Origin of the sequence: Paraburkholderia agricolaris, from assembly GCF_009455635.1 — a bacterium.
Taxonomy (GTDB): domain Bacteria; phylum Pseudomonadota; class Gammaproteobacteria; order Burkholderiales; family Burkholderiaceae; genus Paraburkholderia; species Paraburkholderia agricolaris.
Genome location: NZ_QPER01000001.1, coordinates 2,822,938 through 2,837,722 on the forward strand (window position 1 = coordinate 2,822,938; position 14,785 = coordinate 2,837,722).

Genomic DNA, 14,785 nt, shown 5'->3' on the forward strand with positions numbered 1-14,785 from the left:
CCGGAGATTCCTTATGTCCGTCCCTCTCGAATTGCCGTACCGCACGCGCGCGGGCTTGCGCGCGGCCGGCTGGGTATGGCGCCATCCCGGCCTCGCGCTGGCTGCGCTGTACCTGATCCTCAACGTCGTTGCGGTGTTCGCGCCCGAGTGGCTGACCCGCTACGATCCGCTCGCGGCAGACCCGGTCTCCGCGCAATTGGGCAGCAGCGCCGAGCATTGGCTCGGTACCGACCAGCTCGGCCGCGATATCTTCGCGCGGGTCGTCTACGGGGCGCGCTATTCGCTGTCGATCAGCGCGGCGGCGATTGCCGTCGCAACACTCGCGGGCACCCTGCTCGGCCTGGTCGCCGGACTCGCGCGAGGCTGGCTCGACGAATTGATCACCCGCTTCCTCGACGTCGTCTCGGCGTTCCCGGACCTGCTGCTCGCACTCATGCTGATCTCGTTCACCGGGCCGGGCGCGGTCAACCTGCTGTTCGCGCTTGGCGTCGCATCGGTGCCGCGTTTCGCGCGGGTCGTGCGCGCGCAGACGTTCGTGGTCGCCGAATCCGGCTACGTGGAGCAGGCGAAGACCTTCGGCCTCCCATCATGGGTGCTCGTCTGGCGGCACGTGCTGCCGCATGCGATCGCCCAGGTGCCGGTCCTTGCGACGATCGGGCTCGGCACCGCGATCATCGGCACATCGGGGCTCAGCTTCCTCGGCATGGGGCCGCAGCCGCCGACCGCCGAATGGGGGCTAATGCTCGCCGAGGGCCGCAATTATCTGTACAACGCGTGGTGGATCGCCGTCTGGCCGGGCGTTGCGATCACGCTCGCGGTGGTTGCCGTGAATGCGCTAGGCGGCTACTGGCAAGCGCGCTTCGAACGCCGGGAGGCCGTATGAGTTCCGCCGTCATTTCCGAACTTCCCGTGGCTTCCGCGCGGGCAGCCGCTAATGTCAACCCGCGCGGCGAGCCGGTCGTCCGTATCGAGAATCTGACCATCGGTTTTCGCGGCCGGCACGCAACGCAGCCCGTTGTCGGTCCGCTCGACCTGAGCGTGCATGCGGGTGAATGCGTCGCGCTCGTCGGCGAATCGGGCTCCGGCAAGTCCGTTACCGCGCGCAGCCTGGTGGGCTTGAACGGTGCGAACGCCGAATGGCACGCGGAGCGCTTCGAGATCGCCGGCAAAGACGCGCGCCGCTATCGTGAGCGCGACTGGCGCGCCATCCGCGGCCGCCAGATCGGCTACGTGCTGCAGGACGCGCTCGTGTCGCTCGATCCGTTGTGGCGGGTCCGCGATCTCGTCGCCGAGGCGCAACGCGGCGTACCGGCGCGCGAGGTCCGCGAGCGCAGCGCCGACCTCCTGCGCTCGGTCGGTATCGACGATCCGGCGCGCCGGTTGCCGCAGTATCCGCATCAGTTGTCGGGCGGCTTACGGCAACGTGTGCTGATCGGCACCGCGATCGCCGGCGGCGCATCGCTCTTGATCGCCGACGAACCGACCACGGCGCTCGACATGACAGTCCAGCGGCAGATTCTCGCGCTGCTGCGGGCACGCCGCGATGCGGGCGACGCGCTGCTGCTGATCAGCCATGACCTGGCGGTCGTCGCCGACCTCGCCGACCGCGTGCTGGTAATGCGCGCGGGCCGCGTGGTCGAACAGGGAGCGACGCACGAGGTGCTGAGCGCACCGAGACATCCGTACACACGGCAGTTGCTGGCCGCGATTCCGGGACCCGCATCACGCGGCTTCCGGCTCGCGCCCGACACGCGGTCCACCGACAATCCGGCAGGTGGCGCGCGTATTCCGTTGCCGCACAAACGGATCGTCGGCGAGAACTGGGTGCTATCAGTGGAATCGGTGACGAAGCGCTACGGCGCGCAGCCCGACGCCCCCGCGGCGGTCGACGAAGTGTCGTTCACCCTCGCGAAAGGCGAGACGCTGGGCATAGTCGGCGAATCCGGCTCGGGTAAGTCGACCGTCGCGCGAATCGTGCTCGGCCTCCTCGCGCCGGACAGCGGGCAGGTCACGCTCGACGGCCAGCCGTGGAGCAGTTTGCCGGAATCCGTGCGCCGCCCGCGCCGTGCCGGTCTCCAGTTGATCGCACAGGATCCCTATAGTTCATTCGATCCGCGCTACACGGTCGGCCAGATCATCGGCGAGAGCCTCGACGCCAGCGGCGTGCGTGGCAACGCGCGCCGGCACCGCGTGCTGCAACTGCTCGACGAGGTCCGGCTCGGCTCCGGCTGTTACGACCGCTATCCGCGCGAGCTGTCAGGCGGCCAGCGGCAGCGCGTTGCGATCGCGCGTGCGTTCGCGCCGAATCCGGCGCTGCTGGTCGCCGACGAACCGGTCAGCGCGCTCGACGTGTCGATCCAGGCGCAGGTGCTCGATCTGCTGGCGGACCTGCAGGCCGAACACGGCACCGCGATGCTGTTCATCTCGCACGATCTCGGTGTGGTCCATCACGTCGCCGACCGGATCATCGTGATGCGGCACGGGCGCGTGGTCGAAACCGGGCCGGTCGAGCGCGTGTTCAACGCGCCCACGCATCCGTACACCGCGTCGCTTCTCGCTGCACTGCCGAGCCTGCCCGAGCGGGAGCCGCACGCGGCATTCGCATGACGCTCCTCCCTTTTCCACGTGAGTCCATCATGAGCCAGTTCTCCACCACCGCGTCGCCGCGCCGGATTCATCTCGGCGCGATCATCCAGGGGCCATCGGGCAATATGTCTGCCTGGCGGCACCCGGACGCCGTTGCCGACGCAAGTATCAACGTGCGCTTCGTCCAGCAACTCGCGCGCGAGGCCGAGGCCGCGAAGTTCGACCTGCTGTTCGTCGCGGACGGCCTGCACATCAATGCGAAATCGATTCCGCACTTCCTGAACCGCTTCGAGCCGCTGACGCTATTGTCGGCACTCGCATCCATCACTGAACGGATCGGTCTCGTCGGCACGCTGTCGACGTCATACAGCGATCCGTTCACGGTCGCGCGCCAGTTTTCGAGCCTCGATCATCTGAGCGACGGCCGCGCCGGCTGGAACGTCGTCACGTCGCCGCTCGAGGGCTCCGCGAAGAATTTCTCGCGCGACAAACATCCTGAACACGCGCTGCGCTACCGGATCGCGTCGGAATTCCTGAACGTCACGAAGGGGCTATGGGACTCCTGGGAGGACGATGCGTTCGTGCGCGACAAGGCGCGCGGCGTGTTCTTCGATCCCGGCAAGCTCCACACACTGAACCACAGCGGCGAATTCTTCTCGGTCGCGGGGCCGCTCAATATCGCCCGTTCGCGGCAGGGGCGCCCGATCCTGTTCCAGGCGGGCGCGTCCGAGGACGGTAAGGGCGTGGCGGCCGAACATGCGGACGCGATCTACACACGCCAGGAGACGATTCCGCTCGCGCAGGCGTTCTATGCGGACGTGCAGAAGCGGCTTGCCACGCACGGCCGGGCGCCGGACAGTCTGAAGGTGTTCCAGGGCATCAGTGTGATCGTCGCCGATTCGGCCGACGACGCCGAGGCGCGCTATCAGGAGACAGCACGGCTTGTGACGATCGATAACGCACTGGACTACCTCGGCCGCTACTTCGATCACCACGACTTCGCGCAGTATCCGCTCGACGCGCCGTTCCCGGACCTCGGCGAACTCGGCAGCAACCAGTTCCGCAGTACCACCGACGCCATCAAACGCGACGCTTACGAGCGCGGATTATCGCTGCGCGAGGTGGCGCTTGAAGCGGCGACGCCGCGCCCGAGCTTCGCCGGCACGCCCGAGCAGGTCGCCGACGGGCTGCAGGCGTGGGTCGACGCGCGCGCGACCGACGGCTTTATCGTGCGCGGCGGGACGCCGGCCGCGTTCACCGATTTCGCCACCAAGGTCGTACCGATCCTGCAGGAGCGCGGCGCCTACCGGCGCGATTACGAAGGCGCGACGCTGCGCGAGCACCTGGGGCTTGACTATCCGGTCAACCAGTTCGCGCGGAGGGCGTGAGTTTCTGAGGCGCTGTTCAGTGACCTGACCCGCCCGCGTTCGCGTAGGTGTCCCCCACCATCAGATGCACGATCTCGTCGCCGCTGGTCCCGGCTACGAGCCGTTCGCCCGCGACCTCACCGCGCCGCAGTACGACGATGCGATCGGCAATCGCAAAGATGTCGTGAAGATTGTGCGAGATCAGAATCACGGACACGCCCTGCGCTTTCAGCGCGGCGATCAATTCCATCACCTTGCGTTGTTCGGGTACGCCGAGCGCGGCGGTCGGCTCGTCCATGATCAGCACGCGCGCATTCCAGTAAATCGCGCGGCCAATCGCAATCGCCTGCCGCTGGCCACCCGAGAGCATCTTCACCGGCGCTTTGAGCTTGCGTTCGGGAATCACGATGTCGAGGCGCTCGAGCACTTCGCGTGCAACCTTCGCCATGTGCGGCCGGTCGATCACCTGAAGCCCGAACTGACGGCGCGTCGGCTCACGCCCGAGAAAGATGTTGCTCCCGACATCGAGGTTATCGGCAAGCGCGAGATCCTGGTAGATCGTCTCGATCCCCTGGGCGCGCGCGTCCTGCGGGTCGCGCATCTGCAAGGCTGTGCCGTTGAACAGCAATTGGCCCGCGTCGGCGTGATAGACACCGGAGATGATCTTGATGAGGGTCGATTTGCCCGCGCCGTTGTCGCCCGCCAGCGCCAGCACTTCCCCCGCCATCAGTTGCAACGAGACGCGCCGGAGCGCCTCCACGCCGCCGAAACGAATCGAGATGTCGCGCGCCTCGAGGATCGGGGTGCTCATTGGGCGCCTCCGAGACGTTCCTTGTACTGATCGATCAGCACCGACATGATGATGACAATGCCGACCACGATAAACTGCCAGAACGCGTTGACGTCGATGAACACCAGCCCGAACTCGATCACCGCAATGATCAACGCACCGATCAGCGTGCCGATCACATTGCCGGTTCCGCCGAACAGACTCGCCCCGCCGATCACCACCGCCGCAATCGAGTCGAGCAGCATCGGCTCTCCTGCGTTGGCAGCGCCCGCAGCGAAGCGCGCCGTATAGACGATGCCGCCAATCGCGGCAAACGCGGCGGCGATCAGATAGATCACGAGCAGATGGCGCCTGACATTGATCCCCGCGCGAATCGCCGACTGGGGATTGCCGCCGATTGCATAGGTGTACTGCCCGAATCGCGTCTTTGACAGCACCCAATGCATGATGATCAGCAGGACTGCGGTCAGTATCACCGGAGTCCAGCCGCTGCCAAGCCAGGCGAGACCGGCGTTGTCCACCGCCACGGTCATGCCGCTTCCCGCCGCCAGAAATCCCACGCCTCGGGCAACCCCGTACATGCCGAGCGTGCCGATAAAGGCGGGTACACCGAGCCGCGCGATCAGTACGCCGTTGACCAGTCCGGGAATCGCGCACACCGCGACGGTCAGCGGAATGGAAAACAGCAGGACCCACGGCGAGCCGCTGCCCAATAGCGTGAACTGCGCGACACACACGGCCGCCAGTCCCATCACGAATCCCACCGACAGATCGATGCCCGCGGTGATGATCACAAAGGTCTGGCCAATCGCGAGCAGAAGCGGCGCGCTGGCCGCGAGTCCGATCGACTGCAGGTTGTAGGCGTTGAAGATAAACGAGCGATGATCCGAAATCCGCGCCCAGACTTCGAAGAACACCAGTAACGCAGCAAGGAAAAGCCAGGGCCACACCTTGCTGATCAGCGCGAGCCTGTCGAGCCGTGAGTTATCCATCGAACCGTCCGGGAGTTCGGGGGTGATCGGGAGTGACGCCCGCGTGCGCGCATCGGCGCACACGGGGAGTTAGCCTCATTCGATAGCGCTTGCCTAGTTCGAATAGATGTACTGCTTCATATCCGGCTGATCGATATTCGTCTTGTCGAGCACGACAAAGCCCGTGCTCCTGAATACCGGAATCTTCTTGCCATGAATCAGGTCGGCCGCGAACTTCACACCGTAATAGCCGATCTCATCCGGGCGCTGCGCGATTGCGATATCGACGAGGCCGCTTTTGATCTGCTGGTCGATGCCGGGCACGGCGTCGAACACCACGACCTTGACTACGCCCTGCTTGCCAGCAGCCTTCACGCCCTGGGCGGCGCCGCTGCCGGAGAAGGTGTTGGCGCCGAACACGCCGGCGAGATCGGGATTGCGCGCGAGCACCGCGGCAACGTGGGATGCGGCGCGGTTCGCGTCATCCTCGTTATATTGCGTTTGCAGCACCTTGATGTTCGGGTGCTTCTTCATTTCGTCGAGGAAACCCTCGGCACGCGCGTCGGTACTGGAGATACCCGGTTTGTTGTTTTCGCAGTAGACCGTGCCCTTGTCGCCGATGGCCTTCGCGAGCGCGCGCGCCGCCACGCGGCCGCCTTCCAGGTTATCCGAAGCAATATAGGAGAGCGGAAAATCGGCGTCGCCCTTGCCAGTCTGGTAGTGGCCGTCGCCGATATAGGTATCGACCGTGATGACTTTGATGCCTGCGTCGGCCGCTTCCTTCAGCGGACCGATCATCTGCTGTTTGTCGACCGGCGAAATCAGCAGGACGTCTGGGCGTTTGGCAATGAACGCCTTGAGGATCGGCACCTGCTCCGTGGTGTTCCACGCCTTGGGCACCTGGAATAACAACTGGACGTGCTCTTCATTCGCGGCTCGCTCGGCGCCGCGATGCATCGTGAAGTAGAAAGGATCGGTAACGCCCGGCAGTAGCGCGACGACGGGATGCGCGGCATCCGCGTGGGCCACACCCGTAAACGAACAGGCAACGAACGTTGCCAATGCAACCAGATAGTGGGAAACGACGCGCTTCATTTTTGCCTTCCTCCTGTTGAGTCCGACGAACGGCGCTTCACCTGACGCGTTCCGACCTTACTGAAGTGATGGCGTCTGGCAGTTGGCCAGTATACTGGCGAGCGTCGGTCGCGGCCCTGGTGTTTTCCAGCATCGTTTCCGCATAATTGCGCTGATGCCGCGCGAGGCACAAGCCCGAATTCACGGATTCGCGAACCGGCTTCGCAACGGCGAAACACTGTGACTGCTCTGCAGAAGCTTCGCGAGTCGCCTTTCCGCCTCAAGGTAACGGCGCGACGACACCGCCCCTATCTGCTCGTCGTACCGGCATAGAATCGGTTCGATCGCAGCGGCCTCCTCCCGCCTGACTCGCCAGATTCCCGTCTCCTCCGCGCGCAGCACGGCACGATCGAGCGCCGCCTCAGCGCGAAGAAAGATCTCCGGATCGGTGACATGCCCACCGTCGTCTTCAAGGCAAAACGTGAAATAGAGAATCCTCGTCAGTTCGTTCAGCAGATGACGATTGCCTTCTTCCTGCAGGGTGCCCACCAGTGCAAGGTGGCCACCAAGCGACAGCCGCCGTACGCTCTCATCCGGCATCGGCAAAAGGAACGTTTTGTGCCATCGTGCAGTGCCTTTTCCTACGCGCTTATCTCGTGGTGACCTGGATCTCGGCATGATTGTCTCCGGGGCTCTCGTTACTCGTGGCCGCAGGACCTATTCGTAACATCTCACTTCCGCGTCAAGGATCGGGCGGCGGGAAATAGACCGCGAAACTGCAGGTATCTTTCCTGCAGTGCGTCGAATCGCGATATCCGCGGCGAAAACGTCGCCTTGACGGGGAGCGCGCGATCAAGGACTGCCGGATCGCAACCGTATGCGGCAAAACCAAGCCTGGCTGCGCCGATGCCGGCAGCCAGTTCGCTGCCGTTCAGGGTATGCAGTTCCCGCCCCAGTACATCGGCCAGCAATTGCGCCCAATACTCGCTTCGCGCGCCGCCCCCCACGAGCGAGCAATCCGCAACCGTCACGCCCGACGTTTCAATCGCATTGAGCGCATCGCGCAAGCCGAATGCCACCCCTTCCAGGACGGCATAGCCGAGAGACGCCACCGACGTATCGAGTGCCAGTCCCATGAAACCGCCTCGCAAGCGTGGATCATTGTGAGGCGTTCGCTCCCCCGCGAGGTACGGCAGAAAAACAGGCGCCTCCATGGGGATGGCCCCATCTACCGGAATGTGCTCCGCCACGCAAGCCAGCAGATCCGCTTCCCTACCCGACGCCAGCAGCTTCGACGCCCATTTCAGACAACTGGCGCCGGCCAGAATGGCGCCCATCGCGTACCACGCGCCCGGCAATGCATGGCAATAGCCGTGAACGCCATTGGCGATTCTCGAAAGAGGTTTGTCGACTGTCGAGACGACAGCGGCACTCGTACCGAGTGTGACGAACGATCGGCCAGGAATACTTGCGCCGATTCCGATGGACGACGCCGGGTTGTCACCCGCTCCGCCCGCGACGACGACACCGCTGCTCAGGCCAAGCTGACTTGCAACAGCAGGCAGCACCCGAGCCCCGGCCGACGACCCTTCCACGAGCCGAGGAAGCTGCCGCGGTTGCAGCCCGGTCGCTTCGATCATCGGCTCGAACCAGGAGCGGCCGCGCACATCGAGCCAAAGCGTGCCGGCCGCATCGGACATATCCGTCAGGCGCTCGCCGGTGAGCTTCAGTCGCAGATAGTCTTTCGGGGAGAGCACGCAATCGATCGCCGCGTGCACTTGCGGTTCATGATGCTTCAACCACAGCAGTTTCGGAGCCGTCAGCCCCGCCATCGGAGCACTCCCGATGACATCGAGATGCGCGGCGAACCGTTCTGCCAGCGACGCGGCCTCAAGCGCCGAGCGCCCGTCGTTCCACAAGATCGCCGGACGAAGGCACACGTTGCGCGCGTTGACCAGAACAGCGCCATGCATCTGCCCCGACAGTCCTATACAACAGATTCTTTCGAACGCGCCAGGCTGATTGCGACGCAATGCGCCCAAAGCCGTCATGCAGGCTTGCCACCAGTGCTCAGGATCCTGCTCGGACCAGCCGGGCCGGAGATGCGAACTCGCTATCGGCGCGGAAACCGCATCGAGAATGGTGCCGCCCTCGTCAAGCATGAGAGCCTTCAGATCGGAGGTGCCGAGATCGATGCCCAACGAAACGGGATTACTAATCAATTTATTCACTTTGCCAACGAGAATTGGTCAACATGCCCGATCGTCTATTCGAGCATGATCGGCTCACGCACGGTCCGGCGAGCCGCTTCGTTAGCTGACGCGTCGCAACGTTTCCGGCCTCGACGCGAGCCAGCGGTCCACCGTGCCGTAGGCATCGCGTAGCGCACCGATGAGCCTGCTGTCGGACGTGAGGCCGCCCCACACCCGGCGATCCGAACAGAACACCGCGACCGGATCTTCCGCTGCCAGCATGGCGCGGATCCCAGCGATGTCCTGCAGGCTATCGCGATAGTCGATGTGCAGCTTGCCGTCGGCCCAGCGCGTCAGGAAGGCCAGAAACAACGCTGGCAACATGGCGCTCGCCGCGGGCACCTCCCCGCGCGCGAAGCTGTCGCGCAGCGTCGGGACGACAAAGCCCGACAGTTTTGTGAATCCGTCCGCCGCGACTCGCTCGTTCGTGTCGCGGATATACGGATTGCTGAAGCGGTCGAGCACGACGTCGCGATACCGCGAAAGGTCGATGGGGCTCGGAAGCAGACTCGGTATGACGTCCTGCGTGATGTAATCGTGGGCGAACCGTGCAATCTCCGCGTCTCGCGTTCCTTCGTGGATATATTCAAGTCCGACCAGCGTGCCGGCCCAGGCGACGCAGCTATGGGTGGCATTCAGCACACGGATCTTGGCCTCCTCGTATGGCAATACAGAATCCACGAGTTCCACGCCAACTTTCTCCCAGGCCGGGCGATCCGCAATGAAACGATCCTCGATCACCCATTGCGCGAAAGACTCGCTCATCACCGGGCAACGGTCGTCCAAACCCGTGGCGGCGAGAACACGCGCACAGGTATCGGGAGTTGGACGTGGCGTGATCCGGTCGACCATCGCACTCGGTGTGGTCGTATGGGTCTGCACCCATTGTTTGAGCGCGTCGAGGCTGCGACGCGTGAGGAATTCGGCGAAGCCGGTGCGGAATTTCTCGCCGTTGTGGCGCAGATTGTCACAGCATTGCAGCGTGACCGGCCCTCCGCCGGTTCGGCGCCGCGCTTCGAGGATCGCGGCGAGAACGCCGTAAATGGTCTCACAACCCCCATTGAGATCGGCGGCGACGTCCGGATGTGTGACGTCGAGCCTGTCGTGATTGTCGAGGTAGTACCCGCTTTCTGTGACCGTGAAGGAGATGATCCGGCAGGCACGCGACGAACCGTATTCGATCAGCGACGCATGATCCGGCGACCACGGCAGCACGCGCTGAATCGAGCGAATGGACTCGTACTCCCGCGCACCGTCCGGCGAAACGGTCTCGAGCGTGTAGGTTCCGCCTTGTGCCGCGAGTGCTTCGTGCGTTGTGTTCATGTCGCTTCGGATGTTGCCTGCCGCGATCGACCACGCCCGGTCGCGGCTGTCTCCGCTTTCCCGCAGTCTATGCAGATACCACGCCTGATGCGCGCGGTGAAACGAGCCTGTGCCGATATGCAGGATGATCCGTTCGTCGTCAACAGGTTGAATTGGAGGTGTCATAAAGGTTCGCTACTAGCGTGGTTAATGCAACACGGACGACTCACAAACGAGTGTCGTCATCGCGTCTCCGGGATGCGCTGAGCCGCGTGGATCACGTCCGGGCGCTCGCGGAACCGCGGAGGTGGTCGAGCGCGACCGCGCCGATGATCACCAGACCCTTAATGACGAACTGCCAGGTATCGGAAACGCCGATCAGGATCAGGCCATTGGACAGTACGGCGATGATCAGCGCACCGATCAGCGTGCCCCAGATCGAACCGATCCCGCCCACAAAACTGGTGCCACCGAGAATCACAGCAGCAATCGCATCAAGCTCATAGGAAAAACCAAGCTGCATGCCATTGGCCGCGTAAAGACGGGCGGCGGACAGCGCCCCGCCTAGCCCGGCCAGCAGGCCTGAGATGCCGTACACGAAGAGTGTGATCGACCACACCTTGATGCCGGCGAGGCGTGACGCCTCGGCATTGCCGCCCACCGCGTAGATACGGAGTCCGAGCACCGTTCGTCGCAGGATCAACCAGGAAATCACCACGGTGGCGAGCGCGATCACCACAAGCCATGGCACGCCGAGAAGGTTGCCGTTGCCGAGGAAAGCAAAAGGCAAACTCGAATTGAAGATGGTGTTGTCATGACCAAACATACGAGCGAGGCCCCGTACCGACGTCATCGTGCCGAGCGTGACGATGAAAGGCGGCAGGCGCAGAAAAGCGATCAGCGAACCATTGATCAATCCAAACACGGCGCCGGCCACCAGCGCCACAACCAGTCCGAGCATGCCCCAGCCAGGAATCAACGAAGCGATCAGCGCGAGCATGGCGGAAGCGGCCAGCACCGATCCGACGGAAAGATCGATCCCACCAGTCAGGATAACGAACGTCATACCCGCGGCGAGCACGGTATTGATCGAGGCCTGCTGCGTGACGACCGACAGATTGCTCCAGGTCATGAAGCGGCCATGCGCCCAGGACAGACTGCCTGACTCGGCATAGCCGGACAGCAATTGAAACAGAACGGCGATCAGCACCAGGGCTGGCAGCATGCCCAACCCACGCAGGGTGCCGGTGAGAGCGAGTTTGCGGCGCGTGCTCTGCGCCACAGCGGAATTGATTGAGATCATCGAACTGCCCATCCTGTCTTGAAGTCTGCATCGTTACCGATGGCCTGCCGTGTCATGCCGCGTCAGTGACGGCGGACGTGGCGATGGCCATGATGTTCCCTTGCGTTATCTGTGCGGCCCCAGCGGCTCCCCCGACCTCGCCGGCAATATGGCCCTCGCGCATCACGATGACGCGATCGCAGATACCGACGATCTCCGGCAAGTCCGACGAGATCACCGCAACGCCGACTCCCTCCCGGGCCAGCCGGTCGATCAGCCGGTAGATCTCCGACTTCGCGCCGATGTCGACGCCACGGGTTGGCTCGTCGAGGATCAGCACACGAGGATTGGTTTCGAGTAGGCGCGACAGCAGAACTTTCTGCTGATTGCCACCCGAGAGACCGCCGACCGGGGCGTCGGGCGAACCGGTTCGAATGCCCGTCACCTCGATCGCCGAAGCGGCGCGTTGACACCCTTTGGCAAGGTTGCGAAAGCCGCCGGCCAGGGCGTCGCGGGCAATCACGCCAAGATTGATGTTTTCGGATACCGACATGTCGAGCATCAGCCCGAGCAGTTTGCGATCCTCGGTCAGATAGGCAATGCCGGCGTCAATGGCGTCAAGAGGCGAACGGATGCTCACCTGAGCGCCGTCGACCGCGACCGTGCCCGACACTTTCGGGTCCGCTCCGTAAATCAGGCGGGCAAGCTCCGTGCGCCCCGCGCCAACCAGGCCTGCAATGCCGAGCACTTCACCTTCATGAATATCGAAGGAACAGGGCTGGACACGTTTTCCGTCAGCCACGTCGCGCACCGAGAGAATGACCCGGCCACGGCCAAGACGAGCGTCGTGATCCTTTTTGTAGAACGAAGACAGATCGCGCCCGACCATCATGCGCACAACGGCGGCCGGCGTAATCGCATCCCGCTCCAGCGTGCCGACATAGGTGCCGTCGCGCAGCACCGAGACGCGGTCGGAAAGCTCGTAGACCTCCTTCATCCGGTGGCTGATGTAGACAATGGCCAGCCCCTCCTGTTTGAGCTTGCGCACCAGCGCAAACAGCCGCTCAGTCTCGCGCTCGGACAGGGTGGTAGTCGGCTCGTCCATGATCAGCACGCGCGAACGGGCATGCACGGCGCGCGCGATCTCCACCAGTTGCCGCTCGGCGATCGACAGGTCCGCCACTTTGTGACGCGCGGTGAAACTGGCCCCGAGACGCTGCAGTACATCTTCGACGCCCGCAACCATGGCTGTGCGGTCGATCAACGCGCGCCGGCTGGGCTCGCGACCGAGATAGATGTTTTCAGCAACGGTGAGATTCGGAGCAAGTGCGAGTTCCTGATAGATGATGGCGATGCCCAGTTGCCTCGCCGCCATCGGTCCGTTGATGGCAACCTTGCGGCCCTCGATCAGGATTTCGGAACCCTCATCCGGCACATAGGCGCCGGAAAGAATCTTCATCAACGTCGACTTGCCGGCTCCGTTTTCGCCCATCAGCGCGTGAATCTCACCCAGCCTCACGTCGAGCGAGACGCCCTTCAGCGCCTGAACCGGACCAAATGTCTTCGAGACGTTGCGAATTCCCAGGAAGGATTGCGTATCACCCGTGCTCATGATCTCTTCCCTGCGCCAGTAACTGCGCGAGCGTTGCAGCGGTGCCTTGCGATGCCAGCTGCTTTGCGACGCTCTGGTACGCGGCAACGAAACGTGGACTCCCGCGAAGGCCAAACCCGCGAAAGGCCTCGATGTCGAGCACGGCCAAAGGATCGCCGCCACGCAGCTTTGCCCAGTCCGCGCTTCCGATATGCGGTTCGTTGACGTCGAAGGGCACGCCCTCATCGTCGATGCCGCCGAGGTAACGCTCAAAGCAGGCGATCAGGAAGGCTTCCCGGGTAAGGTCGCCGCCGTTGGCGATCAGTTGTGCGATCGTCTTGCCATGGAAGACCACGATCTTCGAAGCGCCGTCGTGAGCCACGCGTGTTAGCTGGTCCTTGATCGCCGGGTTGGCGAATCGCTCGATGACTTTCTCTGTGAACGCCTCGACTGAATAACCGGACGGCGGGTCGACCAGCCCGCTGGCGTCGAGATTCCAGAAGTGGCGCAGCAGACGCGGGATGTCCGGATGACGCATGCCTTCATCGACAAAACGCGACCCCATCAGCAACGCGGGATAGCACATCAGCATATGAGCCGCATTGGAGAGCCGGCCCTTCACCGCGACGTACGCGGGAACCTCGTCGCTGAATACGACACCGGCAAGTTCGAGACGGGGCCGCCCCGCGCAGAAACGGTCCTCCACGACCCAACTCGTATAGGTTTCGCACGTCGCTGCCAGCAGATCGTCGACACCGGTTGCCGTCACAAGACGTCGACGCTCGTCCTCGGGTACTTGCGGTGCAATCCGGTCGACCATTGAATTCGGGAATGCGCCGTTCTTGTCAATCCAATCGGCAAGATCCGCATCTATTGCCCGTGCAAAGCTCACGACGCAGCGTCGCGAGATGTCGCCGTTACGCTGGAGATTGTCGCAGGACATCACCGTGAAAGGCGGCAGCCCCGCCCGCCGCCGCCGGGCCAGCGCGGTAACGATATAGCCGAACACCGTCCTCGGCGCACCTCCCGCAAGGTCGTGGCGGATATCCGGCGTATCGAGCCTGAATTCGCCGCTCACTTCGTCGATGTTGTAGCCGCCTTCGGTGATGGTGAGCGAGACAATGCGCGTGGCGGCGTCGGCAAGCCGGGCGAGTACGGCCTCCGGCGCACCCGGCGCGTGCAGATACTCGATCATCGCGCCGACAATCTGCCTCTCGTGCGGCGTCTGCGAAGCGAGTTCAGTGACGGTATAAAGATTGTCCTGGCGACGATAGGCTTCGGCTTTTTCCCTTGCGGCCGGTCCGTCCATCAGACCGACGCCGCAGATGCCCCACTCTTCGTGATCCGGATGATGCAGGCAGGCTTCAATGGCAATCCCTTGATGCACCCGGTGGAAGTTGCCGACGCCAAAGTGGACGATGCCTACTCGCAGGCGATCCCGGTCATAGGTTGGTCTGGTTACGGTGGGACCGAAGGACGGCAAGGTGTCGCGGTTGAGTTTGATCATTTGTGGCGATTTCCAGAGGAGAACCTGTCGCTCAAGGCGAAACAGATTCCCTTCATATTTTCT

The 14,785-nt window shown here is 63.5% G+C and carries 12 protein-coding genes; 3 read left to right on the forward strand and 9 right to left on the reverse strand.

The features are described from left to right. Positions 1-13 precede the first annotated feature (13 nt). Genes GH665_RS12505 through GH665_RS12515 form a run of 3 tightly spaced genes read left to right on the forward strand, consistent with a single transcriptional unit; the run spans position 14 to position 3,974 of the window. Positions 14-883 (forward strand): ABC transporter permease, encoded by an 870-nt coding sequence (locus tag GH665_RS12505; protein ID WP_153136120.1) that lies wholly within the window; start codon positions 14-16, stop codon positions 881-883. Next, positions 880-2,607, forward strand: coding sequence for a dipeptide ABC transporter ATP-binding protein (locus GH665_RS12510; protein ID WP_153136121.1), 1,728 nt, complete (start codon positions 880-882; stop codon positions 2,605-2,607). The genes GH665_RS12505 and GH665_RS12510 overlap by 4 nt, the downstream gene beginning before the upstream one ends. 29 nt (positions 2,608-2,636) lie before the next feature. Beyond that, positions 2,637-3,974 carry an LLM class flavin-dependent oxidoreductase gene (locus GH665_RS12515; RefSeq protein WP_153136122.1) on the forward strand — a complete coding sequence of 446 codons (1,338 nt, stop codon included), beginning with the start codon at positions 2,637-2,639 and terminating at the stop codon, positions 3,972-3,974. 16 nt (positions 3,975-3,990) lie between these two features. Here the strand turns inward: GH665_RS12515 and GH665_RS12520 are convergent, their stop codons facing one another. The 9 genes from GH665_RS12520 to GH665_RS12560 form a co-directional block, all read right to left on the reverse strand. Further along, positions 3,991-4,764 carry an ATP-binding cassette domain-containing protein gene (locus tag GH665_RS12520; protein WP_153136123.1) on the reverse strand — a complete coding sequence of 258 codons (774 nt, stop codon included), beginning with the start codon at positions 4,762-4,764 and terminating at the stop codon, positions 3,991-3,993. After that, a complete protein-coding gene (locus GH665_RS12525; protein ID WP_153136124.1) occupies positions 4,761-5,735 on the reverse strand; it encodes an ABC transporter permease subunit in 975 nt (324 codons plus the stop codon). Before GH665_RS12525 ends, GH665_RS12520 begins: the two co-directional genes overlap by 4 nt. 93 nt (positions 5,736-5,828) lie before the next feature. After that, a complete protein-coding gene (locus tag GH665_RS12530; RefSeq protein ID WP_153136125.1) occupies positions 5,829-6,809 on the reverse strand; it encodes an ABC transporter substrate-binding protein in 981 nt (326 codons plus the stop codon). A 180-nt stretch (positions 6,810-6,989) separates the two neighbouring features. Next, entirely contained in the window at positions 6,990-7,388 is a 399-nt protein-coding gene (locus GH665_RS12535) for a hypothetical protein (protein ID WP_153136126.1), read from the reverse strand. Positions 7,389-7,519: 131 nt separating this feature from the next. Next, positions 7,520-9,019 carry a xylulokinase gene (gene xylB, locus GH665_RS12540; protein ID WP_246216199.1) on the reverse strand — a complete coding sequence of 500 codons (1,500 nt, stop codon included), beginning with the start codon at positions 9,017-9,019 and terminating at the stop codon, positions 7,520-7,522. A gap of 81 nt (positions 9,020-9,100) precedes the next feature. Next, positions 9,101-10,528 carry a D-arabinitol 4-dehydrogenase gene (gene dalD, locus GH665_RS12545; RefSeq protein ID WP_153136127.1) on the reverse strand — a complete coding sequence of 476 codons (1,428 nt, stop codon included), beginning with the start codon at positions 10,526-10,528 and terminating at the stop codon, positions 9,101-9,103. Between the two features lie 91 nt (positions 10,529-10,619). Next, positions 10,620-11,645: an ABC transporter permease subunit gene (locus tag GH665_RS12550; protein ID WP_153136128.1), complete on the reverse strand. Its 1,026-nt coding sequence runs from the start codon at positions 11,643-11,645 to the stop codon at positions 10,620-10,622. Positions 11,646-11,697: 52 nt separating this feature from the next. Beyond that, the gene (locus tag GH665_RS12555; RefSeq protein ID WP_425496049.1) at positions 11,698-13,239 is read right to left on the reverse strand and encodes a sugar ABC transporter ATP-binding protein; all 1,542 of its coding nucleotides are present in this window, start codon (positions 13,237-13,239) and stop codon (positions 11,698-11,700) included. Beyond that, positions 13,223-14,722 carry a mannitol dehydrogenase family protein gene (locus tag GH665_RS12560; RefSeq protein WP_153136130.1) on the reverse strand — a complete coding sequence of 500 codons (1,500 nt, stop codon included), beginning with the start codon at positions 14,720-14,722 and terminating at the stop codon, positions 13,223-13,225. Before GH665_RS12560 ends, GH665_RS12555 begins: the two co-directional genes overlap by 17 nt. Positions 14,723-14,785: the final 63 nt, after the last annotated feature.